Genomic DNA, 25,884 nt, shown 5'->3' with positions numbered 1-25,884 from the left:
GGCGCCCTCCGCGCCGACGACGGTGTCGAGTGGGTCACTCAGTTGGGCAGGACCCATTTCTGGTTGGCTCCGGTGCCGCAGGTCCACAGGTGGAGCCTGGTGCGGTCGGCGGAGGAGACTCCTTCGGCGTCGAGGCATTTGCCGGACTGCGGGTTGCGCAGGGTTCCGTCGGCTGCGGGGGTCCATTTCTGTGCGCCGGAGTTGTTGCAGCCCCAGAGCTGGACCTTGGTGCCGTCGGCGGAGCCGCCGCCGCTGATGTCCATGCACTTGCCGAGTGCCCGCAGGGTGCTGTCGGTGGCGACCGTCCATTTCTGGGCGGTGGTCTGGTTGCACCCGTAGAGCTGGATCTGGGTGCCGTCCGCGGTCGCGGAGCCCGCGACGTCGACGCACTTGCCGCCGATGCCGGTGATCGCCCCCTCCCGGGGAGCGGTCGAACCGCCGAGTGCCTTGATCCGGATGTTCCGGAAGGACACGTCGTCGCCCTCGCCGTGGTTCTGCAGGCCGATGTGGCCCTGCTGGAGGCTGCGGGCGGGGTCGGTGTTGGTGAAGTCGTTGATCCGGCGGCCGTTGAGGAAGAGCTGGAGGCGCTCGCCCTCGACCCTGATCTCGTAGGTGTTCCACTCTCCCGGCGGGTTCAGGGCCGCGTCACGGACGGCGAGGTCGGCGGACTTGAAGCCGTAGACGGACCCGGTGGTGCGGTCCGGGCTGTCGGTGGCGTCGATCTGGATCTCGTAGCCGTTGTTGACGGCGGACCAGGGGTCGCCGGACGCCGGAAAGCCCACGAAGACGCCGGAGTTGTCGTCGCCCGCCTGGCGCCAGTCGAGCTTCAGGGAGTACGACGTGTACTCCTTGGCCTGGTACCAGAGGAGGCCGAGGCCGCCCCGGGAGGTCAAGGTGGCGTCCGACTCGGCGAACGAGCCGGGCCCCGCCTGCGCCCAGCCGGTGGTGCCCGACGTCCCGTAGAGCGGGGTGTAGCCGCTCTCCGGACGGCAGTCGGCCTCGGTCAGCTCGGCCGCCCAGCGGATGCCGCCGAGCAGATGGCGGCGGAAGGCCGGGTCGGTGTACGAGTCCTCGGTGTGGCCGCCGCCGGTGTAGAAGGCGCGTCCGCCCGCGTAGTCCTTGCACCAGGCGATCGGATGGTCGCCGTTCATGCTGCCGCCGCTGTAGCTGGACTCGTCCAGGGAGGCGAGGACATGGGCGGAGGTACGCGGGTTGGTGCGGTAGTTGTACCACTCGTCGGTCCGCTGCCAGGACGTGCCGAGATGGGCGGTGGCGTCGTGGGCACGGTCCTCCACCGTGACCTTGGCGGGCTGGATCGCCGGGTGGGACTGGAACAGCGCGCCGGCCAGGCCCGCGTACCAGCTCCAGTCGTACTCGGTGTCGGCCGCCGCGTGGACGCCGACATAGCCGCCGCCCGCCGCCATGTACCCCTCGAAGGCGCTCTGCTGGGTGGCGTTCAGGACGTCGCCCGTGGTGGACAGGAAGACGACGGCCTCGTAACCGGCGAGGTTCGACGGGGTGAAGGCGGCGGCGTCCTCGGTCGCGGTGACGGTGAAGTTGTTGGCCGTGCCCAGCTCGCGCAGGGCGGTGACCCCTTCGTCGATGGAGGAGTGCCGGAACCCGGCGGTCTTGGAGAAGACCAGCACGTCGTACGCGGGGTCGGCGGCGACCGCCCCGGCCCGGCCGGAAGCCGCGGGGGCGACCGCCTTCACCGGGGTGGACGCCGTGAGCGCGCGGGCGGCCGGCTCGGGAGCGGCGGTCGCGACCGCCGTGGGCAGGGCCGCGGCGCCGAGGAGCCCGCAGGCGGCCCAGCAGGCGAGGCGGCGCAGAGGTCGGACCGGTCGTCTGTTCACGGCAGGATCCATTTCTGGTTGGCTCCGGTGCCGCAGGTCCACAGGTGGAGCCTGGTGCGGTCGGCGGAGGAGACTCCTTCGGCGTCGAGGCATTTGCCGGACTGCGGGTTGCGCAGGGTTCCGTCGGCTGCGGGGGTCCATTTCTGTGCGCCGGAGTTGTTGCAGCCCCAGAGCTGGACCTTGGTGCCGTCGGCGGAGCCGCCGCCGCTGATGTCCATGCACTTGCCGAGTGCCCGCAGGGTGCTGTCGGTGGCGACCGTCCATTTCTGGGCGGTGGTCTGGTTGCACCCGTAGAGCTGGATCTGGGTGCCGTCGGCCGTCGCTCCGCCCGCGACGTCGACGCACTTGCCGCCGATGCCGGTGATCGCGCCCTCCCGGGGGCCGGTCGCGCCCGCGGTGGTGACGGTGAACTCGTCCACGTCGAAGAGGGCGCCGCTGCCGCCCTTGAAGACGAGGTGGAGCGTGGTGGTGCCGGCCGGGCGGTTGGTCAGGTTCGCCGAGACGTCCTGGAACGTCTCCCAGCTGCCCGTCACGGGGACCGCCACGGACCCCAGCAGCGTGCCCGTGGGCGAGCCCGCGCGCACCTCCAGCGTGCCGCCGGCCCCCGCGGAGGAGACGCGGGCGGTCAGCTTGCTCGCGTTGTCCAGCGCGTAGGGCGTGAAGGAGATCCAGTCGCCGTTCTCGATGTTGCCCACGGTCTTGCCGCCGTGCGCCGCGTCGTGGCTGACGACCGAGACCCCGGCGGAGCCGCCGTAGTGCTCGGCCTGGCGGTGGCTGGGCTGGCTGATGTTCTCGTCGTGGCTGGTCAGGGCGGGCTGCCCGTTCGCGCCCTTGTCGGTGTACTCGGCGTCCCAGACGCCGAAGATGTTGGCGTTGGGGTCGTGCTCGCCGTCGGCGATGGTCTGCACGGTGCCGGAACAGCCGGTCGCCGAGGTCTGCGGGTGGCCGTGGCTGTCATGGCCGATGATGAAGGTGACCTTGACCTTCGAGCAGTCGACGGTGCCGTCCTCCGGATCGGTGACGGTCACCTTGAACGGCACCGCGGCGCCCGGGTCGATGACCCGTCCGTCGACGGGCAGTTCCAGCTTCACGGTGGGCGCGGTGTTGCCCACGGTCACCAGGACGGAGGCGGTCGCCGTGCGGCCGGTGCCGTCGGAGACGGTCAGCTCCGCGGTGTACCGGCCGTTGGTGGTGTACGTGTGCGACGGGTTGGCGGCCGTCGAGGTGCCCCCGTCACCGAACTTCCAGGCGTACGTCAGCGGATCGCCGTCCGGGTCCGTGGTCCCGGCCGAGGAGAACTGCACGGCCAGCGGGGCCTGGCCCGAGGTGCGGTCGGCCTTCGCCTGGGCGAGCGGGGCGCGCCCGCCGGTGACGTTCTCGATGCGGTAGACCGCGCTGTTCTCGTCCCCGTTGAAGTAACCGGTGCCGTAGTCCAGCACGTACAGCGCGCCGTCCGGTCCGAAGGTCATGTCCATGACCTGGGTGCCCTGCCAGGGGAAGGCGTTGATGGACTGTACGGTGCCGTCGCCCGACTGCTCGATGCGCTTGATCCACTTGCGGCCGAACTCGCCCGCGAAGAAGTCGCCGTCGAAGCTCTCGGGGAACTTGACGTCGGAGGTCGACGCCGCGTCGTAGCGGTAGACCGGGCCGCCCATCGGGGACTCGGAGCCGGAGCCGAACTCCGGGACGGAACCTCCGTCGTACGGGATCCAGGCGGGCTGGACCGGCGGCAGGTCGGTCAGTCCCGTGTTGTTCGGCGAGGTGTTTTTGGGCGCCGAGCAGGAGAAGGCGGCGCCGGACGTCGAGGTGGCGAAGTTGTAGTCGACGTAGGCGTTGTTCTTGCCGGTGCAGTAGGGCCAGCCGAAGTTGCCTGCCTTGGTGATCCGGTTGAACTCGACCTGCCCGGCGGGCCCTCGGGTGGCGCTCGCGGTGCCGGCGTCCGGGCCGTAGTCACCCAGGTAGACGGTGCCGGTGGGCTTGTCGACGGTCATCCGGAAGGGGTTGCGGAAGCCCATCGCGTAGATCTCGGGCCGGGTCTTGTCGGTGCCGGGGGCGAAGAGGTTGCCCGCGGGCACGGAGTAGCTGCCGTCGGCGTTGACCTTGATGCGCAGCACCTTGCCGCGCAGGTCGTTGGTGTTGCCCGCCGACCGCTGGGCGTCGTACGCGGGGTTGCGGGTGGGCCGCTCGTCGATGGGGGTGTACCCGTCGGAGGCGAACGGGTTGCTGTCGTCGCCGGTGGAGAGGTACAGGTTGCCCTGGGCGTCGAAGTCGATGTCACCGCCCACGTGGCAGCACAGCCCGCGGCTCGCGGGGACGTCCAGGACCTTCTTCTCGGTGGCCTTGTCCAGGGTGCCGTCCGCCTTCAGGACGAACCGGGAGAGCCGGTTGACGCCGTCGAAGGGGGCGAAGTCGGCGGCCGATCCGTCAGCCGGCGCGTCTCCCGAAGGGGTGGAGAGCGGCGGGGCGTAGTAGAGGTAGACGAAGCGGTTCGTGGTGAAGGCGGGGTCGACGCCGACACCTTGGAGGCCTTCCTCGTCGTGCGAGTAGACGTCCAGCTTGCCGGAGACCTTGGTGGTGCCGGCCGCGTCGGTGAGCCGCAGGGTGCCGTCCCTGGAGGTGTGCAGGACCGACCGGTCGGGCAGCACGGCCAGCGTCATCGGCTCGCCGGTCTCGGCCACCCCCTTGGCGAGGGTGACCTGCTGGAACACGGGGTCGGCCAGGGGTGCTTGAGCCGCTCGGGGTGCTGGGGCGGCCGGGGCCGCCTGGGCCGGGCTCTGCTGAACGGTGAGGGCGCCCGCGGCGGCGAGCAAGGTACTGGCGAGCGCCGCGAGGGGCCGGGTGAGTCTCCTGTGCACGCGCATCCTCCGTGGGTCAACGGGGCTGGGGGGTTCGCACAGGCGCGCGCCGTCGCGCCAGGCCACGTGCGCCCTGGGGGGAGGGGAGGCACACGCGTCCTTCTTGTCTGGTACAGGTCAGGAAGGTAATGGCTTTTCCCTCGGCCAGAAACCCCTTTGACGCGCCGGGCCGCAACTTTTATCTGTGAGGGGACAAAGTGCATGCGCCCGCTAAGGGGCGGGAGTTGGGGGGCGGGACGCCGTGCGGTGCGGCGGGGGTGGGGCGGGCCCGGGTGCGGAGCGGCCGGCGGGCCGCGTGCGGTGCGGTCTGCGCGGGGCCGGGTGTGGTGCGGCCTGGGTGCGGTGCGGCCGGGGCGGGCCCGGGTACGGGCGGTCTGCGGCCGGAGCGGGCCCGGGTGCGGCGCCGGCTACGCGCGGTGCAGCAGTGCCAGGAAGTTGCGGAACGCCCCGGGCATGTCCACGGAGGCCGGGTCGAGCAGCCACTGGTACTGGAGTCCGTCCATCACCGCAACCAGGAGCGGAGCCGCCTGCTCCGGGGTCAGGCCGCTCGGCAGCCGCTCGCCGAACTCGGCGCGCAGCGCCCCTGCCACGCCGCCGCGCACGAGGGCGTACCGGTGGGTGAAGAAGTCCCGGGCCGGGTGCCCGTCGGTGACGCTCTCGCCGAGCAGTGCGGAGAAGGTCTGCACGACGCCCGGACGCATCGCGTTGTACTCCACCAGGGAGTCCAGCAGGTCGAGCCGCCAGGCCTGCGGGCTGAGCCCCGCCCCGCCGGTGTCCCACTGGTCGCGTTCCTCCAGGACGGCGACGAGCAGGGCCTCCTTGGTCGGGAAGTAGTGCAGCAGGCCCTGCTGGGTGAGGCCCACGCGCTCGGCGACCGACGCCAGCGAGGCGCCCCGGTAGCCGCGCTCGGCGATCACCTCGAAGGCGGCCCGCAGGATCTCCGCCCGCCGCTCCTCGCTCCTGGCCCTGGGCATCCTCGTCCCACCTTCCCCGGTCGTCGTCCCCGGCCGCCCTGCCCGGCACCGGTCCCTGCGATCTTGCCGTCAGGACGGTACGCCATTCCTCGACATCACGAAAAGATAACGAAGCCTACCGGATTACAGGTAATCGGAGTAACCATGGGGGCAACAGCAGATCTCAACGAGGAGGTACGGCCGTGGCAGGCGAGCCCACCCACCCGAACACCCACGCGCAACGGGACGACGACCGGATCCGCGAGGATGCCGTGAGCGCCGCGCTCGGCAAGCTCGACCTCGACGCCAAGGCCCGCCTCCTGGCGGGCCAGGACATGTGGTCGCTGCCCGCGCTCCCCGAGATCGGACTGGGGTCGCTGGTATTCTCCGACGGCCCGATCGGGGTGCGCGGGGTCCGCTGGACCGCCGACGACCCCTCGATCGCCCTGCCGTCCCCGACCGCGCTGGCCGCGACCTGGGACCCGGAGCTGGCGCGCAGGGCCGGGCAGGTCCTCGCGCAGGAGGCCCGCCGCAAGTCCGTGCACGTCCTCCTCGCCCCGACCGTCAACCTGCACCGCTCACCGCTCGGCGGCCGGCACTTCGAGGCGTACTCCGAGGACCCCTACCTCACCGGCCGGATCGGCGCCGGATACGTGAACGGCGTCCAGGACGGCGGGGTGGGCACCACCGTCAAGCACTTCGTCGCCAACGACGCCGAGACCGACCGCTTCACCGTCAACAACACCATCGCCGCGCGCCCCCTGCGCGAGCTCTATCTCGCCCCCTTCGAGGCGATCGTCGAGAACGCCCACCCGTGGGGCATCATGTGCGCCTACAACTCGGTCAACGGCACCACCATGTCCGAGCACCGTTACCTCCAGAACGAGGTACTGCGCGGCGAGTGGGGCTTCGACGGCGCGATCGTCTCCGACTGGATGGCCGCCCGCTCCACCAAGGGCGACATCGAGGGCGGCCTGGACGTCGCCATGCCGGGTCCGCGGACCGTGTACGGGGAGGCGCTGGCCGGAGCGGTACGCGCCGGTGACGTCGAGGAGTCGGTGGTCGACGAGGCGGTACGCAACGTGCTGCGGTTCGCCGCCCGCGTCGGCATCCTGGACGGCGCGCCCGCCGTGGTCACCGAGGCACCCGCCGAGGTCGACGGACAGGCGGTCGCCCGCGAGGTCGCCCGCCGCGGTTTCGTTCTCGTACGCAACGAGGGTGACGTCCTCCCCCTCGACCCGGCAGCCGCGGGCACGCTCGCCCTCTCCGGCGCGGCGGCCCGCGACGCCCGGGTACTCGGCGGCGGCTCCGCGACCGTCTTCCCCGAGCGCGTCGTCTCCCCGCTCGACGGACTGCGCGCGGCGCTGCCCGCCGACGCGCTCACCTTCAGCGTCGGCGCCGACCCGAGCGACGAACTCGCCGTCGCCGACAAGGGGTTCGAACTGCGTGCCATCTGCCGCGACGAGGCCGGCGCCGTCGTCGGCGAGGGCTCGCTGCCGAGCGGCCAGGTCCAGTGGATCGGCGAGGACCTCCCCGACGGCGTCACCCACGACAACCTGCACAGCATCGAGGTCGTGGGCACCTTCACCCCGCGCGAGAGCGGCGAGCACATCTTCGGCACCCGGGGACTCGGCCACTTCACCATGACCGTGGACGGGGAGACGTACTACGACGGCTTCCAGGGCGCGGGCGAGAACGCCGACCCGTTCGAGGCGTTCTTCGGCGCCCCGCAGGAACGCGGCCGGGCGCAGCTCGCCCAGGGCGAGCCCGTCACGGTCTCCCTCAAGCACGTCGTCCTGAAGGACACCGGCGCGCCGCTGACCGCCGTCATGTTCTCGCTCACCCACCTCTCGCCGCAGCGCGACGAGGACGAGCTGATCGCGGAGGCCGTGGAGGCGGCGCGCGCGGCGGACACCGCCGTGGTCGTGGTCGCCACGACCGACCGCGTGGAGTCCGAGGGCTTCGACCGGCGGGACCTCGAACTCCCGGGCCGGCAGAACGACTTGGTGCGCGCCGTCGCGGCGGTCAATCCCCGTACCGTCGTGATCGTCAACTCCGGTTCCCCGGTGGAACTGCCGTGGCGCGAGGAGGTCGCGGCGGTGCTGCTCACCTGGTTCCCCGGGCAGGAGGGCGGCGCGGCGCTGGCCGACGTACTCCTCGGGGCGCAGGAGCCGGGGGGCCGGCTGCCGACCACCTGGCCGGTGTCCTTCGCGGACGTGCCGGTCACGGCGGTCACCCCGGTCGATGGTGAACTCCCTTACACCGAAGGCGTGTTCATCGGGTACCGGGCGTGGGAGAAGGCGGGAACCACCCCCGCCTACCCCTTCGGGCACGGGCTCGGATACACGACGTGGGAGTACGAGTCGGTGACGGTACGGGGGACCACCGCGACCGTTCGCGTACGCAACGCGGGTTCGCGGCCGGGCCGCGAGGTCGTCCAGGCGTACGTCGCGCCGGTCGCGGACCCGGTCGAGCGGCCGGCCCGCTGGCTCGCGGGCTTCGCGAGCGTGACGGCGGCGCCGGGCGAGACTGCCGAGACCACGATCGAACTGCCGCAGCGGGCCTTCGAGATCTGGGACGAGGCGGCGGGAGCGTGGACGCCGGTGCACGGCGAGTACGAAATCCAGATCGGCCGCTCCGTAACTGACCGCCGGGTCACGACGAGGATCCAGAGGTAGCAGCGGGGGGCGGGCGGGCCGGGCATGCGGGGCGGGGGCAGGCAGTTAGGGGCGCGGGGAACTGCGCGACCAGCCACGACGCACCCGCACGACGACCACCCACCGGCCCCGCCCCGTCCCGCGCCACCCCCTACGACCGCACCACCCCCTACGACCGCACCACCCCCCGGTACGCCAGCTCCGCCAGCCGGCTCTGGCCGTTCACGCTCGGGTGGAACCAGTCCCACTGGCTCAGCTGCGCGCCGGTGAAGGCGTACCGGAACACCGCCCCACCGTCGTACCTGCACTTCCGGTCCTTCGCGCACACCTGCGCGAGGGCGTTGTTGTACGCCACCACCCGCTCCTGCACCCTCTCGCGCCGCTGGACCGCCCGCTCGTCCACCGCGTCCGCGTCACCCAGCATCGACGGGCAGAGCCCCAGCGCCCACACCTGCTTGACGAGCGCGTTGCCCCGCCCCTGGGACCACAGCCGCTTGAGGTCCGGGACGCTCGCCACGTACACCTGTGTCCTGGGGAGGTCGGCCCGCAGCGTGCGCAGTGCCTTCTCGAACGAGGCGCGGAAGTCCGCGACCGGCGTCATGGCGCCTACCGACCCGCGGCACGCGTCGTTCGCGCCGGTCATCACCGTCACCAGCTCCGGCCGGTGCGCGGTCGCCCGCTGCATCTGGCCCGGCAGATCGGCCACGCGCGATCCGGTCACCGCGAGGTTCCAGCTCCGCTCCGCCGCGCCACGCGCCCCGAGCAGCCGCCGGGCCAGGCTGTTCACCGCAGGGTCCGTGCCGGTCGCCCAGGACGCCGCGGGACAGTCCGCGAGAACCGAACACGCGTCGAACCCCCGTGTTATCGAATCGCCGACGGCAACGAGCGAGGCCGGCGAGCGGTCCCACGTGGGGGTGGGATTCGGCGTCGGCCTGGCCCCGGCCGACGTAGCCGCCCCGGAAGGCGCCTGGGCTGCCCCGGAACAGCCGGCCGCCCCGCCCAGCAGGGCCGCTGCCAGCGCCGCTGCCCCGGCGCGCGCCAGGAGTCCGCGCCCGCGCCCGCTCCGACTGCCGTCCCGCATGCTGTTCTTCCCTCCGAATTCCCGCCGAAAAGCCCGGAAACCCCGGTATCTCCCCGCCCCCGGACCGACAGTACGTCACACTCCGGCGCACGCCGCACGGTAGCTTTTTCCCACGGCGCTCCCGCAGTGCCTCCGCAGCGCCCCACGATGCCCCCGTAGCAGCACGGACGGCGGTACCGCGGGACCCCACCCCGGCATCCCGCCCCATCGGTGCCGGTAAATTACCTGACGTCACATACTGTCCGTTTTCAGGAGATTCACTCCCGATGATGTTTACTGTTGACAACCTCGGGAGCCGGCCAGGCGCGTCACCTCGACCGAATGGCCAGGGGAGCACGAGGCCGCAGGTGTTGGCGAACCTCGACCCACACAGCAGGAGGTCCCGGTGACGACACGTGGAGTTCTCTACGTCCACTGCGCACCGCGCGCGATGTGCCCGCACGTCGAATGGGCGGTGGGTTCCGTACTCGGTGTACGCGTCGGTCTGGACTGGATCAGACAGCCGGCCGCGCCCGGCACCTGGAGATCCGAGTTCTCCTGGCAGGGCAGCCCCGGCACCGCGTCCAAGCTCGCCTCCGCCCTGCGCGGCTGGGACATGCTGCGCTTCGAGGTGACCGCGGAACCGTGCCCCACGGCGGAGGGCGAGCGCTACAGCTCCACCCCGGCGCTCGGCATCTTCCACGCGGTCACCGGCATGCACGGCGACATCCTCGTCCCGGAGGACCGGCTGCGCGCCGCGCTGGCGCGCTCGACGCGCGGTGAGAGCGCGCTGGAGACCGAGGTCGCCAAGCTGCTCGGCAAGCCCTGGGACGACGAGCTGGAGCCGTTCCGCCACGCCGGCGAGGGCGCTCCGGTGCGCTGGCTGCACCAGGTGGTGTAGCAGCACGCACGCGAGGGGCCCGCCCTCCGGAAGTCCGGATGCGGGCCCCTCGGCGGACGTACGGGAGATCAGACCGTCCGGAACGCCAGCACCACGTTGTGGCCGCCGAAGCCGAACGAGTTGTTGATCGCCGCGATCGTCCCCTCCGCCGGGAGGGCCTTCGGCTTGTCGCGGACGATGTCCGCCTCCGCCGCCTCCGGGTCGAGGTCCTCGACGTTGATGGTCGGCGGGGCCGTCCTGTGGTGCAGGGCGAGGACGGTGGCGACCGTCTCGATGCCGCCCGCGCCGCCCAGGAGGTGGCCCGTCATGGACTTGGTGGCGGAGACCGCGACATGGTCCAGGTCGTCGCCCAGCACCTTGCGCAGGGCCTTGATCTCGGCGACGTCACCCTGCGGGGTGGACGTGGCGTGCGCGTTGAGGTGGGCGATCTCGGACGGGGCGAGGCCCGTCGCGTCCAGCAGCTGCTGGAGGGCCGCGGCGATACCGCGGCCGCTCGGCTCCGGCTGGGCGATGTGGTGGGCGTCCGAGGACAGGCCCTGGCCGACGGCCTCGCAGTAGACCTTCGCACCGCGCGCGGCGGCGTGCTCCGCCGATTCCAGGACGACGATGCCGGCGCCCTCGCCGAGGACGAAGCCGTCCCGGCCGGTGTCGTAGGGGCGCGAGGCCTTCTCGGGCTCGTCGTTGTTCTTCGACATCGCCATCATGTTGGCGAAGGCGGCGATCGGCAGCGGGTGGATCGTGGCTTCCGTGCCACCGGCGATGACGACGTCGGCGCGGCCGGAGCGGATCATCTCGATCGCGTAGCCGACGGCTTCGGCGCCCGAGGCGCACGCGCTGACCACGGAGTGCACGCCCGCCTGGGCGTTCATCTCCAGGCCGACGTTGGCCGAGGGGCCGTTCGGCATGAGCATGGGGACGGTGTGCGGGGAGACGCGGCGTACGCCCTTCTCCTTCAGCACGTCGTACTGGTCGAGCAGGGTGGTGATGCCGCCGATGCCGGAGGAGACGACCGCGCCCAGGCGCTCGGGCGTGACGGACTCGTCCTCACCCGCCTTCGCGGTGAAACCGGCGTCGGCCCACGCCTCACGGGCCGCGATGATCGCGAACTGCGCGGAGCGGTCGAGCTTGCGGGCGAGCGGGCGGGGCAGCACCTCGGACGGGTCCACCGCCGCCTGCGCGGCGATGCGTACGGGCAGGTCGGCGAAGCGCTCGCCCTCCAGGGGGCGGACTCCGGACCGGCCGGCCAGCAGACCCTCCCAGGTCGACGCGGCGTCGCCACCCAGCGGGGTTGTTGCGCCGATACCGGTGACGACCACGGTGCGATTGGTCGGGCTCACAGGAATTCTTTCTCCACGTGTAGAGGGGGAAATTTTTCACGGCGCCACCGCCGGGTGGCGAGCGCAGCGCTACAGGGCAGGTCAGCCCTGGTGCTCCAGGATGTACTTGGCGGCGTCGCCGACCGTCTTGAGGTTCTTGACGTCCTCGTCCGGGATCTTCACGTCGAAACGCTCTTCGGCGGCGACGACGACCTCGACCATGGACAGCGAGTCGACGTCCAGGTCGTCGGTGAAGGACTTGTCCAGCTGGACGTCCTCGGTGGGGATGCCGGCGATCTCGTTGACGATCTCGGCGAGACCTTCGACGATCTGCTCCTGAGTGGCGGCCATGGTGGCGCTCCTTCGGTGTGTGTGCATCAGATGTGCTGAGGGTGTGGGCGGTGCCGTTTTGAGCGACAAGTGCCCTAGGGGAGGGTAACGACCGTAGCGGCGTACACGAGACCCGCCCCGAAGCCGATGACGAGGGCGGTGTCCCCGCTCTTCGCCTGTCCGGAAGCCAGGAGCCGCTCCATCGCGAGCGGGATCGAGGCTGCCGAGGTGTTGCCGGTGGTCTCGATGTCACGGGCGACCGTGACGTGCTCCGGCAGCTTGAGGGTCTTCACCATCGAGTCGATGATCCGCATGTTGGCCTGGTGCGGGATGAAGACGTCCAGGTCGTCGGCGGAGATTCCGGCCGCGTCCAGCGCCTGCTGGGCGACCTTCGCCATCTCGAAGACGGCCCAGCGGAACACCGCCTGGCCCTCCTGCGTGATGGCGGGGAACTTGATCTCGCCCGCGCTGTCCAGCGGCAGTTCGGCGTCCTGGCCTGCCCGCCACTTGTCCCACGCGACCGTCTGCTTGATGGTCTCGGACTTGTCGCCCTCGGAACCCCACACGGTGGGGCCGATGTGCGGCTCCTGGGCGGGACCCACGACGACGGCGCCCGCGCCGTCACCGAACAGGAAGGCCGTCGCGCGGTCCTCCAGGTCGGTGAGGTCGCTGAGCCGCTCCACGCCGATGACGAGCACGTACTGCGCCGAACCCTCGACGATCATGCCCTTGGCCAGGGTCAGGCCGTAGCCGAACCCCGCGCACCCGGCGGAGATGTCGAACGCGGCCGGCTTGACCGCGCCGATCCGGTGCGCGATCTCGGTCGCGACGGCCGGGGTCTGCTTGAAGTGCGAGACGGTGGAGACGATGACTCCGCCGATCTGGTCGGGGGAGATCCCCGCGTCGGCGATCGCCTTTCCCGAGGCCTCGATCGACATCATCGCCACGGACTCCTCGTCGGACGCCCAGTGGCGGGTGGTGATGCCGGAGCGGGAGCGGATCCACTCGTCGGACGAGTCGATCTTTTCGAGGATCACCTCGTTGGGCACGACGCGGGTGGGGCGGTAGCCGCCCACGCCCATGATGCGTGCGTACGGGGCGCCCTTGCTGGGCCTGATCTTCGACATGCTGCTCTCCTTTACGCGCTCGCGTGCTCGGCGAGGAGCGCGCGGGCCGCGTCGAGGTCGTCGGGGGTCTTGAGCGCGAGGGTCTTGGTGCCCTTCATGGCGCGCTTGGCCAGCCCGACCAGCGTGCCGCCGGGGCAGAGCTCGATCATCGCGGTCGCGCCCAGCTCCTGGAAGGTCTCCATGCACAGGTCCCAGCGGACCGGGTTGGAGACCTGGCTGACCAGGCGCGAGACGACCTCGGAGCCGGAGACAACGGTCTTGCCGTCGGCGTTCGAGACGTACGTCAGGGTGGGGTCGGACACCGCCAGGTCCTGGGCGGCCTTGCCGAGTTCGGCGACGGCGGGGGCCATGTGCGCGGTGTGGAACGCGCCCGCGACCTTCAGGGCCACGACCTTGCGCACCCCCTCCGGCTTGTCGGCCTCCAGCGCGGCGAGCTGCTCGGCGGTGCCGGCGGCGACGATCTGGCCCGCGCCGTTCACGTTCGCCGGGGTCAGGCCGAGCTTGTGCAGATGTGCGACGGTCACCTCGGGATCACCGCCGAGCAGGGCGGCCATGCCGGTCTCGGTGACGGCGGCGGCCTCCGCCATGCCGAGTCCCCGCGTCCGGACGAACCGGAGCGCGGCGTCCTCGCTCAGCACCCCGGCGAACGCGGCGGCGGTGATCTCACCGACGCTGTGTCCGGCGACGGCGCCGACGCCTGAGGTGTCGCCGAGCGCGGACGCCGAGAGCAGACCGGCGGCGACCAGCAGCGGCTGGGCGACGGCGGTGTCACGGATGGCGTCGGCGTCGGCCTTCGTGCCGTAGTGGGCAAGGTCGAGCCCGATGGCGTCCGACCAGGCCGCGATGCGGTCGGCGGCGCCGGGAAGGTCGAGCCAGGGGGTCAGGAAGCCGGGCGTCTGAGCGCCTTGGCCGGGAGCGACGAGTACGAGCACCCTCACACTCTCTCTTGTGGGCGGCGTCTTCTGCCCGTGGGGACTGGGACGAAGAACCGACGGGGGAATTGTTTGTATCCAACAAAAGTCTAGGACGACGGCTCGCCGTCGGCCAGGCGCCCCAGGATGAGGGCGATACGGAGCGTAAAGGCCGAGCGGACGTCCGAGGGGGACCAGCCGGTGACGTCTGTCACACGTCGCAGCCGGTAGCGCACGGTGTTGGGGTGCACGAAGAGCATCCTGGCAGCTCCCTCAAGACTGGAGGCCTGCTCCAGATAGACGCTCAGCGTCTCCAGGAGCGCGGAGCCCGCCTCCTCCAGCGGTCTGTAGATCTCCTCCACCAGCTGGACCCTGGCCGCAGGGTCCGAGGCGATTGCCCGTTCCGGCAGCAGATCGTCCGCCAGAACGGGCCGCGGGGCGTCCTGCCAGGCGGTGCAGGCCTTGAGTCCGGCGGCGGCGGCCTGCGCGGACCTCGTGGCCGCGAGGAGGTCGGGCACGACGGGACCGGCCACGACGGGACCCGCCGCGTACGGGCCGATCAGCCCCTTGGCGACCTGCAACGGGTTGTCGCTGCCGCCCGCGATGACGACCAGACGCGATCCCAGCACCCCGGTCAGCACCTGGAGCTTGGCGTGCCGCGCGGCCCGCCGGATCGCCTCCACGGTCAGCTCGGAGTCGCCGTCGGGTGCGGTGCCGAGCACCACGCACACGTGCTCGGGCGAGTTCCAGCCGAGTGCGGCGGCCCGTGAGACGGCGCCCTCGTCGGCCTCGCCGGAGAGCACCGCGTTCACGACCAGGGACTCCAGCCGCGCGTCCCAGGCCCCCCGCGCCTCGGCGGCCTGCGCGTACACCTGGGCGGTCGCGAAGGCGATCTCCCGCGCGTACACGAGCAGCGCCTCGCGCAGCACGGACTCGTCGCCGGGGGCGGCGACCTCCTCGATCGCCGACTCCATGACCTCGATCGTGGTGCGCACCATCTCGACGGTCTGGCGCAGGGTGATCGCCCGGGTCAGCTCGCGCGGCGCGGTCCCGAAGACGTCCGTGGAGATGGCCTGCGGGGCCTTGGGACGGCGGAACCACTCCGTGAACGCCGCGATGCCGGCCTGGGCGACCAGACCGATCCACGACCGGTTCTCCGGCGGCATCGCCCGGTACCAGGGCAGCGTCTCGTCCATGCGCGCGATGGCGCTCGCGGCGAGGCTGCCGGAGGACTGCTCCAGCCGCTTGAGGGTCGCTGAGTGCGGGTGGGCGGCGGGGGCGGCGGGCTCGGGCTGCTGCTCTGGATCGGGTCGGGGCACGGGGACAAGACTGCCTTATCGGCGCCCTGGCGCGGTGTGCCGGGGCTACCGTGGTCGCGTGACAGCCCTGCGACGTTCCACGGACCGCTACCGCGGCGGCGACCCGGCCGCGGGCATCGAGTCCCTGCACGCCTTCTCCTTCGGGCACTTCTACGACCCGGACAACCTCCGCTTCGGGCCCGTACTGGCCTGCAACGAGGAGCGCCTCGCGCCCGGCGCCGGCTTCGGTGAACACCCGCACAGCCACACCGAGATCGTCACCTGGGTGGTCGAGGGCGAGCTCACCCACCTCGACTCGGCGGGTCACGCCACGACCGTGCGCCCCGGGGACGTCCAGCACCTCAGCGCGGCGGACGGGGTGCGGCACGTCGAGCGCAACGCGGGCCCCACGCCGCTGACCTTCGTGCAGATGTGGTTCGCGCCCCTGACCCCCGGCGGTGACCCCGGGTACGAACTGGTGCGGGGCATCGCCGACGCCACCCCCTACGAGATCCCGGCGGCGGGCGTCACGCTGCACGTACGGCGCCTGGGCCCCGGCGAGCGGGCGCCGCTGCCCGGGACGGCGTACGTCCACGTCGTACGGGGCGAAGTGGCGTGCGGCGACGAGGAGCTGGGAGCGGGCGACTCGGTGCGGGCCGAGGACGCGGCGGACCTGGAACTGACGGCGGTCACGGCGGCCGAGGTACTGGTGTGGGAGCTCCCGGCCGGCCGCTGACCGCCACCAGGACGGTGCCCGCGCCTCAGAAGACGGACTCCTTCGACGGCTCCTCCGCGTTGCGCCACAGCGTGAGGTCGAGCGTGACGTAGTCGCTGGGGTCGGAGGCGGAGGACCGGCCGCGGAAGGTGACCAGGCCGATGTGGCCCGACCGCGTGTGGACGCAGATCTGGGAGCCGGGGGAGACCTGGCTGAGCGTGAGGCGCTCGGTGTAGCGGGTCTCGTCGCGGCAGGTCCCCAGCGAGCCCTTCTGGGAATTGTTCAGCAGGGAGATCTTCTCGCCGTTGCTGCCCAGGTAGTGGTCGTTGCTCCAGTAGTAGAAGTCCGCGTCGTCGTTGTAGGCGGCGTCGCTGTCGTCGATCGGCCTGGGCGGGGAGTCGGCGAACCGGATGTAGTAGTTCCGCGTCAGGTTCACGCCCTTGTACGAGACGGGCTTGGGATCGGGCCGCGCACTGCCCTTGCCGTCCGCGGAACGGGAGGGCCCGGAGGAGGCGCCACCGCCGGCCCGGTCCTTCCTGGCGTCGTCGGCCATGTTCGCCAGGAGCGCCGCACAGCCACCGACCGGGAGCAGGACCGCGGCGATGACGATGAGGGCGAGGACGCCGCCGGGCATCTTCTTCCTGGGCGGCGGCTGCGGCGTCCAGCCGGGCTGGGGCCCCGTGGGGTAGGGGGCGGCGTGCAGGCTGTGCGGCGGGGGAGTGGTGGGGTGCTGGCCCGGATACGTGCCCGGGTACGTACCGGGGTACGAGGGGCCGGTGTGCGGGCCGCCGGTGTGCGGGCCCACACCGGGCTGGGGAACCTGCCCGGGGCCCGGGTAACTGCCGGGGTACGGCGGCGGGGTGTGCGCCGAGGCGGAGGTCGGCAGGTCGGCGAAGCCGCCGGGGGGAGTCGAGGGGGCCAAGGGCGGACCGACGGGCCCGGCGGCCGGGTCGTGCGGATGACCGGGCGAGGCGGCGGGGCCGTGCGCGTCGCCGGGCCCCGAGTTCGGGTTGTGCGCGTCGCCGGGGCCGGCGGCCGGTGTGTGCGCGGCGCCCGGTTCGGTCGGCGGGTGTGCCGCCGGTGCACCGCCCTCGCCGCCCGGCCGCAGCACCGACATCTCCGTCAGCATGCGCGCCGACGCGCGGGTCCGCCGGTCGATGTCCTCGGACATCGGTTCGGGCAGCCAACTCCCGCGCTGGCTCAGCGGGGTGGCCGATGCGGCCTGGCACAGCTCGATGATCTCGGCGGGCTCCGGGCGCTGCGCCGGATCCTTCACCAGGCACCGCGCGAGGAACCCCAACTCCTCGGGCAGCCCGGCCAGATCGGGCTCCTCGTGCACGATGCGGTACAGCACGGCATGCGAATTGCCCTCGCCGTACGCCGTGTTGCCGAGCGCCGCGTACACGCCGACCTGCCCCAGCGCGAAGACGTCCGACGCCGGGCCGACCTCCTTGCCCTCGGCCTGCTCCGGCGACATGAAGGCGGGGGTGCCGACGGTGATCCCGGTACCCGTGAGGGCGGTCGCGTCCGCGGCGCGGGCGATGCCGAAGTCGATGACCCGGGGCCCGTCCGACGCCAGCAGTACGTTCGCGGGCTTCAGGTCACGGTGCACGATGCCGGCGCCGTGGATGACCTTCAGCGCCTCCGCCATCCCGGCGAGCAGCCGCAGCACCGCGGGGACCGGGAGCCGCCCGTGCCGGGACACGGCCACGGCGAGGGAGGGACCCGGAACGTACGCCGTCGCCAGCCACGGCCGGCCGCCCTCGGTGTCGAAGTCGATGACCGGCGCGGTGTACAGCCCCTGCACCCGCTGCGCCGCCTGCACCTCCAGCCGGAACCGCTGCCGGAACCCGGGGTCGTCCCCGAGCTCCGGCCGGATCACCTTGACGGCGATCGGATGCCCGCCGGGCGTGTGCGACAGGTACACCTGCCCCATCCCACCCGCTCCGAGCCGCGCCGCGATGCGGTAACTCGCCACCGTGCGGGGGTCGTTGCCCTCCAGTGGATGGAACTGCCCACCTGTCCCCATGCCCTCGTGCATCAGCTCTCCCCGTCGTCCACCGTGCGCCACGAATACCGTGAGGGAGGGTACCGGGCCGGGGGGCGCGCCCGCTCAGGCCGTCCGCGCCTCCGCCAGTACCGCGTCGACGAAGGGCGGCCAGGCCTCTGCCGCCCACGGGCCGAAGACGCGGTCGGTCAGGGCGACGATCGCCAGGCCTGCGTCCGGGTCGACCAGGAGGAAGGTGCCGGACTGGCCGAAGTGGCCGAAGGTGCGGGGGGAGGACGAACTTCCGGTCCAGTGCGGGGACTTGGAGTCACGGATCTCGAAGCCGAGGCCCCAGTCGTTGGGGTTCTGGTGGCCGAAGCCCGGCAGGACGCCCTTGGTCGCGGGGTAGTGCACGGTCAGGGTGGCCTCGGCGACCGTGCGGGGGTCGAGCAGGCGGGGGGCCTGGAGTTCGGCGGCGAAGCGGGTCAGGTCGTCGACGGTGGAGACGCCGTCGCGCGCAGGGGAGCCGTCCATGGTGGTGGCGGTCATGCCGAGGGGTTCCAGGACGGCCTGGCGCAGGTAGTCGGGGAACGGGATCTCGGTGGCCTTGGCGATGTGGTCGCCGAGGGCGTCGAAGCCCGCGTTGGAGTAGAGGCGGCGGGCGCCCGGCTCGGAGGTGACGCGGGGCTCGTCGTAGGCGAGGCCGCTGGTGTGGGCGAGCAGGTGGCGGACCGTGGAGCCGGGGGGCCCCGCCGGTTCGTCGAGCTCGATCGCGCCCTCCTCGTACGCCACCAGCGCCGCGTACGCACCGAGCGGCTTGGAGACGGAGGCGAGGGGGAAGCGGTGCCCGGTCGGGCCGTGCTGCCCGAGGACGGTGCCGTCCGCCCGTACGACGGCTGCTGCGGCGGTGGGTACCGGCCAGGACTCGATCATCGTCACGCTCTGCATGGGGCGAGTCTACGGTTGGGCCGTCGCGCGGGGCCCGGGGACCGGCGCCTCGGGGCGTCCCGGCCCCACGAGCCTTCAGAGCTGGAGGCGCAGTACCGGGGCGGCCTTGCGGCGGAACCCCATGGAGACGTACAGCGGCTCGGCCTCGGGGGAGGCGCCCAGGTCGACCGTCGTCGCGCCGTGCGCCCGGAACCAGTCGAGCAGCGACTCCATGCCCGCCCTGGCCAGGCCCCGGCGCCGCTGGTCGGGGTCGGTCGCCACGCTGAACACGTAGCCGTACAGCCCCTCCGGGGTGGCCGGGTTGCCGATCCGGTATTCGAGGGTGCCGCAGACGAGGGAGCAGAGCCTGCCGGGAAGCCCCGGGTGGTCCGCCACGAAGGCCACGAAGGCCGGGTCGGGGGCGGCGAGCTGCTTGCGGAGCACCGGGAGGGCCGCCCCGTGCCAGTCGGTGGAGGTGTCGGAGCCCTCCATCGAGTCGATCATCACTTGACGCAGGCGCAGCACCTCAGGGGCGTCCTGGGCGGTCGCGCGGCGTATGGTTCCGTCACTCATGCGGGGCAGATTAACCGCGGGCCCAGAAAATCTCCTCCGGTATCCGCTTGCTTCGAGTGCACTCCAAGGTCATAGCTTGGAGGGCATGACGGTGATCGACAGCAGCCCCGTACGCCCCGTACAGCCCGTACGCCTCGCGGAGGAGGAGCCGCAGGCTCAGCCGCGCGGCTGCGCCCCCGACGGGCGGCACCCCCTGCCCGAGGGACGCGACCACTACACGATCAGTGAGGTGGCCCAGGTCACCGGGCTGAGCGCGCACACCCTGCGCTGGTACGAGCGGATCGGCCTGATGCCGCACGTGGACCGTTCGCACACCGGTCAGCGCAGGTTCCGCAACAGGGATCTGGACTGGCTGGCGTTCGTCACCAAGCTGCGGCTGACCGGGATGCCGGTCGCCGGCATGGTGCGGTACGCGGAGCTGGTGCGCGAGGGCGAGCACACCTTCGAGGCGCGGCAGGAGCTGCTGGAGGAGACCCGTCGTGCCGTGCGGGCACGGATCGAGGAGCTCCGGGACACCCTCGGCGTACTGGATTACAAGATCGATGTTTATGCGGACGCCCGTCGGGCGTCGGAGAGGTACTGACAGCTACATGAACACCAGCAACGCGTTTTCCACCACCCCCATGGCCACCACCCGCCTCGGAGCCGACGGCCCCGAGGTCGGTGTCCAGGGCCTCGGCTGCATGGGCATGAGCTTCGCCTACGGGCCGACCGACGCGGACGAGGCGCGCGCCACCCTGGAGCGGGCGCTGGAGCTGGGCGTCACCCTGTACGACACGGCGGACGCCTACGGGGACGGGGAGAACGAGAAGTTCCTCGCCCCCTTCGTCGCGGCGCACCGGGACGAGATCACCATCGCCACCAAGTTCGCGCTGGGCATCGACCCGGTGGACAACACCAAGCGGATCATCAACAACGACCCCGCCTACATCCGCACCTGCATCGACGACAGCCTGAGCCGTCTCGACGTCGATGTCATCGACCTCTACTACATGCACCGGCGCGACGTGAACATTCCGATCGAGGAGACCGTCGGCGTGATGGCCGAGCTGGTCGCGGCCGGCAAGGTCAAGCAGCTCGGGCTGAGCGAGGTGACCGCCGGCGAGCTGCGGGCCGCCCACGCGGTGCACCCGATCGCGGCGGTGCAGTCGGAGTGGTCGCTGTTCAGCCGGGACATCGAGAAGGGCGTTGTCCCCGCGGTCGCCGAGCTGGGCGCGACCCTGGTCGCGTACTCGCCGCTCGGCCGCGGCTTCCTCACCGGATCCTTCGCCAGCGCGGAGAAGGACCTCACGGAAGGGGACTTCCGCCGCCACCACCCCCGCTTCAACGGTGACAACGCCGAGGCGAACGGCGCGCTCCTGGAGCCGATCCGCGAGATCGCCCGCGCCCGGGGCGTCACGCCCGGCCAGGTCGCGCTCGCCTGGGTGCAGCAGCAGGCGCGGGTGCACGGTCTTTCGGTGGTTCCGATCCCGGGCACCCGCAAGCGCACCCGCGTCGAGGAGAACACCTCCGCGACCCGCCTGGTCCTCGGTGCCGACGAGCTGGCGCTCCTGGAGCCGATCGCGGGGCAGGTGGCGGGCGGCCGGTACGCGGACATGTCGTTCACCTCCGCGGGCCGGGAGTAACGGGACCTACCGGGGCGGGACCGGCGGGGCCGTCCGCCGGGACGGCCCCGCCGCTCACGCCAGTCCCAGCGCGAAGACGGTGAAGCCCGCCGCGAGCAGTCCCGCGACTGCCCGGCGGGCCTTCGTCGTGTTCAGGGCCGCTGCCTTCGGGTGCTCGAAGACCCGGGTGTACTTCCCGATCACCACCAGCAGCAGCGCGAACAGCGGCAGCCACGCGATCCGCGCCGCGATCCAGCCAGGCGTCTCGGGGGCGGAGGTCAGACCGGGCACGGCGGCGAGGTACGAACCGGGGACGGCGGCGGCGAGCATCGCGGTCTGGTGCCAGCACAGGATCGTCATCGCGGAGAGGTTGATGACGACCACGGGCGCCCACAGCGCCGGGCGCCGCAGCAGCGCGCCGATGCGGTCCCTGAGCAGGACGGCGGCGCCGCTCTGGGCGGCGGCGAGCGCGAGGACGAGCAGCGACGGAGGGTGGGAGTTGGTGCGCTCCTGACCGGGGACGCCGACCATCGACGCCGGGTAGTGGAACGCGAGGAGAAGTGCCGCGAACAGCACGGTGCCGCCGACGAGCAGGACGTACGCGGCCTTCCTGCTGAGCCTCTTCTCGCCCCAGGCGACGCCGAGTTGGTAGGCGAAGAGCCAGCCGGGAAGCAGGTTGAGCAGGCTCAGCCAGGACGGCATCGCATCGGAGTACGGGCCGTAGCGGAGGAGGTCGACGACCGCCACGGAGCCGATCAGCGGGGCCGCCGACCACACGCCCAGCCGACGGGCGGCCCGGACGCACAGCGGGGTGAGCGCGGTGATCACCGCATACACGGCGACGAACCACAGTGGCTGCACCACCAGTTTCGCGCCGGTGCGCAGGGTCGCCTCGGGCACCCCGAGCGCGAACAGGACGGGGACCAGCAGCGCCCAGACGGCGGTCACCCCGAGGACGGGCCGGCCGAGCCGCACGAGCCTGCTCCTCAGCCACTCCCCGCCTGACCCCTTGCGCCGGTGGTAGGAGAGGACGGAGGCGTAGCCGCCGACCAGGAAGAAGATGCCGAGCATCTGGAGGATCCAGCTGGCGGGGGCCAGGCCCGTGAAGGTGGAGAGCGGGCTGGCGTTGTGCAGCGCACCGGACCCGGCGTCGACGGTGAACCCGCCGAGCAGCCAGTGCCCGGTCGGCACGGCGAGCAGCGCGAGCGCCCGGAGCCCGTCGACGGCACGGTCACGGTGGGCGGGGGTACGGGCGTCGACCTTGGCGGCGAGTGCGGAGAGGCTCATCCTGGACGTCCTTGTGGAGGAGGCGGGGGTGGGAGAGGGGGCGGGGGCGGGGATGCTCATGTCCGTCCCGCCGTGGGCGCCGCGAACAACTCGGGCGGGGCTCATGTCCGTCCCTCCGCGATCGCCGCGAAGGCCCGGAGGGAGTCCGTCCCGGGTGCGAAGTAGCCGGTGTGCCCGTGCGCCCCTGCCGTCGGTATCCGGCGGGCGCCGAACGAGGCGGACGCCGGGTCCGCGCCGTGCCCCACCCCCAGCACCTGCACGTTCGGCACGTTGTCGATCCAGTCCGTGGGGTCCTTGGCCGCCCACACCCGCGCCCCGGTCCGCAGGTCCGCCGCGTCGTCCACCCGCATTCCGGGGGAGGCGAGCGCCACGATGTCGGCTGCGTCCAGGCGAGGTGCGGCCAGCCCGCACACCACCGACCCGTAGCTGTGGCAGAACACGGCGGGATCGTCGACGCCCACCGCGTCCAGACCGGCGACGAACCGGCTCAGCCGTTCGGCGCCCGCTTCGGCGAGCGCGCCGGACGCGGCGTCGACACCGACGCCGACGGGGGTGGTGTAGCCGACCCAGGCCACAACTGCCGTGCTGCCGGGGCGAGTTGCGCCGCGCAGGCTTTTCGCCATGCCGGCCGGCGTGCCGTACGGGTCCTTCGCCCGGTCGTACGTCGAGGCGTCGATGTCCGAGCCGGGCACCACCACCGACACGTGGCGGGCACGGGTCAGGTCCCCGTACACCTCGGCCACCTGGCCGCGGCCGCGCGGGTCGAAGGCGAGGATCTGCCTCCCGGGGGCGAGCAGCCTGGCGAACCTGCCGTCGGCTGCGAGGGCCGCCCGGTTGGCGGCGTACCGCAGAGCGACGGGCGCGCCGTCCAGGTTGCCGACCGTCAGGGGATGCCGGCGTACGAGGTCGTCCCGCCGGCGCTCGTCCAAACCGGCGAAGAACGCGGCCACTTGGGAAGGGGTGGCGGTGGCCGGATCGATCAGCCCCTCGCTCCGCCAGGCGGCCGCGCCGGGCGGCGGGCCGGTCACGGCGCTCTGCGCCCCGGCGGAGGCCCAGCCGGCGGTGCCGCCGACCACGGACGCCACCATGGCGAAGGCCGCCAGGGTCCTCTTGAACCGGTGCATGTCCCCGCCCCTCTCTGCCGCGTACGGTCTGCCGCGTACGCCTTGATGCAGAGGAAGGTAGGAAGAGGACACCGCCCGGGGCGTCACACCACGGTGCCAACTCCCGGGTGATACCGCAGTACTGGAGGTTTTCCGCAGGTGGGAGGGTGGTGCTGACCCCACCTCCGGGGCTACGGGCTACCCCGCGGCGACGCAGAGGCCGAGGTCAGGGCGCGTCGCCCGGGGAGACCAGCCCGGACTCGTACGCGAAGATCACCGCCTGGGCGCGGTCCCGCAGGCCGAGTTTGGCGAGGACCCGTCCGATGTGGGTCTTCACCGTCTGCTCGGCGAGGATCAGCCGGTCCGCGATCTCCTGGTTGGACAGCCCCCGGGCGATCAGCTCCAGGACCTCCGTCTCACGCGGGGTCAGCCCCTTCAGCCGCAGGCCGGGGTCGCGGCGCTGTGCGGGTCGCTGTGCGGCGAAGTCCGCGATCAGACGGCGTGTCACGGACGGCGCCAGCAGTGCCTCCCCCGCCGCCACCACCCGTACCGCTGCGATCAGGTCGGCCGGCGGGGCGTCCTTCAGCAGGAAACCCGACGCGCCCGCGCGCAGCGCCTCGTACACGTAGTCGTCCACGTCGAAGGTGGTCAGCATCAGCACCTTCGGCAGGTGCACCACCCCCGTCGGCGGGTTGAGGAGCTCCCGGGCGGCGGCCAGCCCGTCCATCTCCGGCATCCGCACGTCCATCAGTACGACGTCCGGGTGCGTGTGACGGCTGACCTCCACGCCCTGCCGTCCGTCCGGCGCCTCTCCCACCACGTCGATGTCGGCCTGCGCCGAGAGCAGCGCGGCGAATCCGGCCCGCACCATGGCCTGGTCGTCGACGATGATCACGCGAATGGTCATGGGGCGGGGGAGTCCTTCGCTGCCGGGTTCCGGGCCGGGACGGCGGTGTCAGGGGCCGTGTCCGGGTCCGGTGTCAGCGGCAGCCGGGCCGCGACCCGGAAGCCGCCGTCCGGCAGCGGACCGGTGTCCAGCGTGCCGCCGGTCAACCGTACGCGCTCGCGCATCCCGACCAGGCCGTGACCGCCCGCGCCCCCCGCCTCCACCGGCGCGGCCCCGGCCCGTGCGGCCGGGGCGGGGGCAGGCCCGTTGACGACCAGTACCAGCAGGTCCAGTTCCTCCACCCGCACCGACACCCGGGTCGTCGCCCCCGGTGCGTGCCGCACCACGTTGGCGAGTGCCTCCTGCACGATCCGGTACGCCGAGAGGTCCACCGCCTGCGGCACCGCCCAGCTGCGGGGGCCCGCGCCCAGCACGTCCCGCGCCATCGACAACTCGGCGGGCACCCCCGCCCGTACCGTCGCCTCGACCAGCTGCTGCACCTTGTCCAGCCCCGGCTGCGGGGCCCGTTCGCCCTCGGCGCCCTCGCTGCGCAGCACCACGAGCAGCCGCCGCATCTCCGTCAGCGACTCCCGGGCGCTCGCCGCGATCGACGCGAACTCCTCCTGTGCCCCGGCCGGGAGCCCGCCGATCCGGTAAGGGGCCGAGTCCGCCTGCACGGTGATCACCGACATGTGGTGCGCGACCACGTCGTGCAACTCCCGTGCGATGCGGGTGCGTTCCTCCAGGAGGGTCCGGTGTGCGCGCTCCGCCTCGCTGATGGTCTCCTGCTCCACCAGCTTGCGCTGCACCTCGCCGCGCTCCCGCAGCACCCCGCCGACGGCCAGTACGACGGCGCTCAGCACCACGGTCAGCAGATTGGTGCCGTCACTGGCCCGGGGGTGGAGCTGCCCCAGTCCGATCCCGGTCACCGCGACGAACAGCCACACCCCGACCAGCGCGCTGCGGCGCTCGCGCAGTGCCAGCGCGAAGAGCAGCAGAAGCAGGCCGACGATCGTGGGCGGGGGCCAGGGCCAGACGGAACCGGCCTGCTCGCCCGGCCGGTTGAGGAGGAAGAGGCTGCCGACCACCCCGGCGGGCAGGACGATCCAGCACGTCTGGAGCGGGCGGTGCCCCATCAGCAGCAGCGGCAGCACCTCCAGCGCGGCGAGCGCCCCCGCGGTGCCGCCGGCCACCCCGTAGTCGTTGACGAGCACGGCGACGGTGGTCGGGAAGAGCGAGAGCACGGCGACGAGGACCACCGCGTACGGCAGCAGCCGCCGCCAGCGCTTCGGCGCGTCCGCGAGCAGTGGCTCCGGCGGGTGCGAGGGGTGGGTGACGGCGTGCAGCAGCTCGCGCAGCCGTCGTGCGGCCGTGCCTCCCGGGCCGTCGGGGGCCGGGCCCGCGGTGGGCGCGACCGAGGGCATCGGCGGGGCGGCGGGGCGCGGGGGAGGTGACGGGTTCGGTTCTCTCATGGCTCCCTCAGCGTAGGCAGCGCACCCGTTTCCCGACGTCATACCGTGGTGCGGAGCTCACCCTCGTAC

The 25,884-nt window shown here is 72.3% G+C and carries 21 protein-coding genes; 5 read left to right on the top strand and 16 right to left on the bottom strand.

Annotated elements, in window-relative coordinates:
- Nucleotides 1-38: 38 nt before the first annotated feature.
- The 3 genes from ACIQM4_RS16290 to ACIQM4_RS16280 form a co-directional block, all read right to left on the bottom strand.
- Entirely contained in the window at nt 39-1,865 is a 1,827-nt protein-coding gene (locus tag ACIQM4_RS16290) for a ThuA domain-containing protein (RefSeq protein ID WP_401591700.1), read from the bottom strand.
- Nucleotides 1,850-4,708, bottom strand: coding sequence for a PQQ-dependent sugar dehydrogenase (locus ACIQM4_RS16285; protein ID WP_401591698.1), 2,859 nt, complete (start codon nt 4,706-4,708; stop codon nt 1,850-1,852). The genes ACIQM4_RS16290 and ACIQM4_RS16285 overlap by 16 nt, the downstream gene beginning before the upstream one ends.
- A 407-nt stretch (nt 4,709-5,115) precedes the next feature.
- The gene (locus tag ACIQM4_RS16280; RefSeq protein ID WP_401591696.1) at nt 5,116-5,682 is read right to left on the bottom strand and encodes a TetR/AcrR family transcriptional regulator; all 567 of its coding nucleotides are present in this window, start codon (nt 5,680-5,682) and stop codon (nt 5,116-5,118) included.
- Nucleotides 5,683-5,864: 182 nt separating this feature from the next.
- Here ACIQM4_RS16280 and ACIQM4_RS16275 point away from each other — a divergent pair, with 182 nt between their 5' ends.
- Nucleotides 5,865-8,339, top strand: coding sequence for a beta-glucosidase (locus tag ACIQM4_RS16275; RefSeq protein ID WP_401591694.1), 2,475 nt, complete (start codon nt 5,865-5,867; stop codon nt 8,337-8,339).
- A 148-nt stretch (nt 8,340-8,487) separates the two neighbouring features.
- Here the strand turns inward: ACIQM4_RS16275 and ACIQM4_RS16270 are convergent, their stop codons facing one another.
- Complete coding sequence (locus ACIQM4_RS16270; RefSeq protein ID WP_401591692.1) at nt 8,488-9,399, bottom strand: SGNH/GDSL hydrolase family protein; 912 nt, start codon at nt 9,397-9,399, stop codon at nt 8,488-8,490.
- Nucleotides 9,400-9,784: 385 nt separating this feature from the next.
- Between ACIQM4_RS16270 and ACIQM4_RS16265 the strand changes: the two genes are divergently transcribed.
- Nucleotides 9,785-10,279, top strand: coding sequence for a DUF3145 domain-containing protein (locus ACIQM4_RS16265; RefSeq protein ID WP_401591690.1), 495 nt, complete (start codon nt 9,785-9,787; stop codon nt 10,277-10,279).
- Between the two features lie 68 nt (nt 10,280-10,347).
- On the opposite strand, the gene fabF is transcribed toward ACIQM4_RS16265, so the two are convergent.
- The 5 genes from fabF to ACIQM4_RS16240 form a co-directional block, all read right to left on the bottom strand.
- Nucleotides 10,348-11,616 carry a beta-ketoacyl-ACP synthase II gene (gene fabF, locus ACIQM4_RS16260; RefSeq protein WP_401591688.1) on the bottom strand — a complete coding sequence of 423 codons (1,269 nt, stop codon included), beginning with the start codon at nt 11,614-11,616 and terminating at the stop codon, nt 10,348-10,350.
- An 81-nt stretch (nt 11,617-11,697) separates the two neighbouring features.
- Nucleotides 11,698-11,946, bottom strand: a complete 249-nt coding sequence (locus ACIQM4_RS16255) for an acyl carrier protein (RefSeq protein ID WP_389246177.1) — start codon at nt 11,944-11,946, stop codon at nt 11,698-11,700.
- Between the two features lie 74 nt (nt 11,947-12,020).
- Entirely contained in the window at nt 12,021-13,052 is a 1,032-nt protein-coding gene (locus ACIQM4_RS16250) for a ketoacyl-ACP synthase III (protein WP_401591686.1), read from the bottom strand.
- Between the two features lie 11 nt (nt 13,053-13,063).
- Nucleotides 13,064-13,984 (bottom strand): ACP S-malonyltransferase, encoded by a 921-nt coding sequence (locus tag ACIQM4_RS16245; protein ID WP_401591684.1) that lies wholly within the window; start codon nt 13,982-13,984, stop codon nt 13,064-13,066.
- 89 nt (nt 13,985-14,073) lie between these two features.
- Nucleotides 14,074-15,282, bottom strand: a complete 1,209-nt coding sequence (locus tag ACIQM4_RS16240) for a PucR family transcriptional regulator (RefSeq protein WP_401591682.1) — start codon at nt 15,280-15,282, stop codon at nt 14,074-14,076.
- 58 nt (nt 15,283-15,340) lie between these two features.
- Here ACIQM4_RS16240 and ACIQM4_RS16235 point away from each other — a divergent pair, with 58 nt between their 5' ends.
- The gene (locus ACIQM4_RS16235) at nt 15,341-15,997 is read left to right on the top strand and encodes a pirin family protein (RefSeq protein ID WP_401591680.1); all 657 of its coding nucleotides are present in this window, start codon (nt 15,341-15,343) and stop codon (nt 15,995-15,997) included.
- Between the two features lie 25 nt (nt 15,998-16,022).
- On the opposite strand, the gene ACIQM4_RS16230 is transcribed toward ACIQM4_RS16235, so the two are convergent.
- The 3 genes from ACIQM4_RS16230 to ACIQM4_RS16220 all read right to left on the bottom strand — a co-directional run bounded on the left by ACIQM4_RS16230 (nt 16,023) and on the right by ACIQM4_RS16220 (nt 19,463).
- Nucleotides 16,023-18,017, bottom strand: a complete 1,995-nt coding sequence (locus tag ACIQM4_RS16230) for a serine/threonine protein kinase (RefSeq protein WP_401591678.1) — start codon at nt 18,015-18,017, stop codon at nt 16,023-16,025.
- Between the two features lie 72 nt (nt 18,018-18,089).
- Nucleotides 18,090-18,911, bottom strand: coding sequence for a serine hydrolase domain-containing protein (locus ACIQM4_RS16225; RefSeq protein ID WP_401591676.1), 822 nt, complete (start codon nt 18,909-18,911; stop codon nt 18,090-18,092).
- Nucleotides 18,912-18,986: 75 nt separating this feature from the next.
- Nucleotides 18,987-19,463, bottom strand: a complete 477-nt coding sequence (locus ACIQM4_RS16220; RefSeq protein ID WP_401591674.1) for a GNAT family N-acetyltransferase — start codon at nt 19,461-19,463, stop codon at nt 18,987-18,989.
- 85 nt (nt 19,464-19,548) lie between these two features.
- On the opposite strand from ACIQM4_RS16220, the gene ACIQM4_RS16215 reads away from it, so the two are divergent.
- Nucleotides 19,549-20,046, top strand: coding sequence for a MerR family transcriptional regulator (locus tag ACIQM4_RS16215; protein ID WP_401591672.1), 498 nt, complete (start codon nt 19,549-19,551; stop codon nt 20,044-20,046).
- A 7-nt stretch (nt 20,047-20,053) separates the two neighbouring features.
- Complete coding sequence (locus ACIQM4_RS16210) at nt 20,054-21,088, top strand: aldo/keto reductase (RefSeq protein WP_401591670.1); 1,035 nt, start codon at nt 20,054-20,056, stop codon at nt 21,086-21,088.
- 54 nt (nt 21,089-21,142) lie between these two features.
- On the opposite strand, the gene ACIQM4_RS16205 is transcribed toward ACIQM4_RS16210, so the two are convergent.
- The 4 genes from ACIQM4_RS16205 to ACIQM4_RS16190 form a co-directional block, all read right to left on the bottom strand.
- Nucleotides 21,143-22,354 carry an acyltransferase gene (locus tag ACIQM4_RS16205; RefSeq protein WP_401591668.1) on the bottom strand — a complete coding sequence of 404 codons (1,212 nt, stop codon included), beginning with the start codon at nt 22,352-22,354 and terminating at the stop codon, nt 21,143-21,145.
- Nucleotides 22,355-22,455: 101 nt separating this feature from the next.
- A complete protein-coding gene (locus ACIQM4_RS16200; RefSeq protein ID WP_401591666.1) occupies nt 22,456-23,478 on the bottom strand; it encodes an alpha/beta hydrolase in 1,023 nt (340 codons plus the stop codon).
- A 205-nt stretch (nt 23,479-23,683) separates the two neighbouring features.
- Nucleotides 23,684-24,364 carry a response regulator gene (locus ACIQM4_RS16195; protein ID WP_401591664.1) on the bottom strand — a complete coding sequence of 227 codons (681 nt, stop codon included), beginning with the start codon at nt 24,362-24,364 and terminating at the stop codon, nt 23,684-23,686.
- The gene (locus ACIQM4_RS16190) at nt 24,361-25,815 is read right to left on the bottom strand and encodes a sensor histidine kinase (RefSeq protein WP_401591662.1); all 1,455 of its coding nucleotides are present in this window, start codon (nt 25,813-25,815) and stop codon (nt 24,361-24,363) included. The genes ACIQM4_RS16195 and ACIQM4_RS16190 overlap by 4 nt, the downstream gene beginning before the upstream one ends.
- Between the last annotated feature and the right edge of the window lie 69 nt (nt 25,816-25,884).

Source organism: Streptomyces sp. NPDC091272 (assembly GCF_044757485.1).
GTDB lineage: Bacteria > Actinomycetota > Actinomycetes > Streptomycetales > Streptomycetaceae > Streptomyces.
This window is presented reverse-complemented; position numbering and strand designations above follow the sequence as displayed.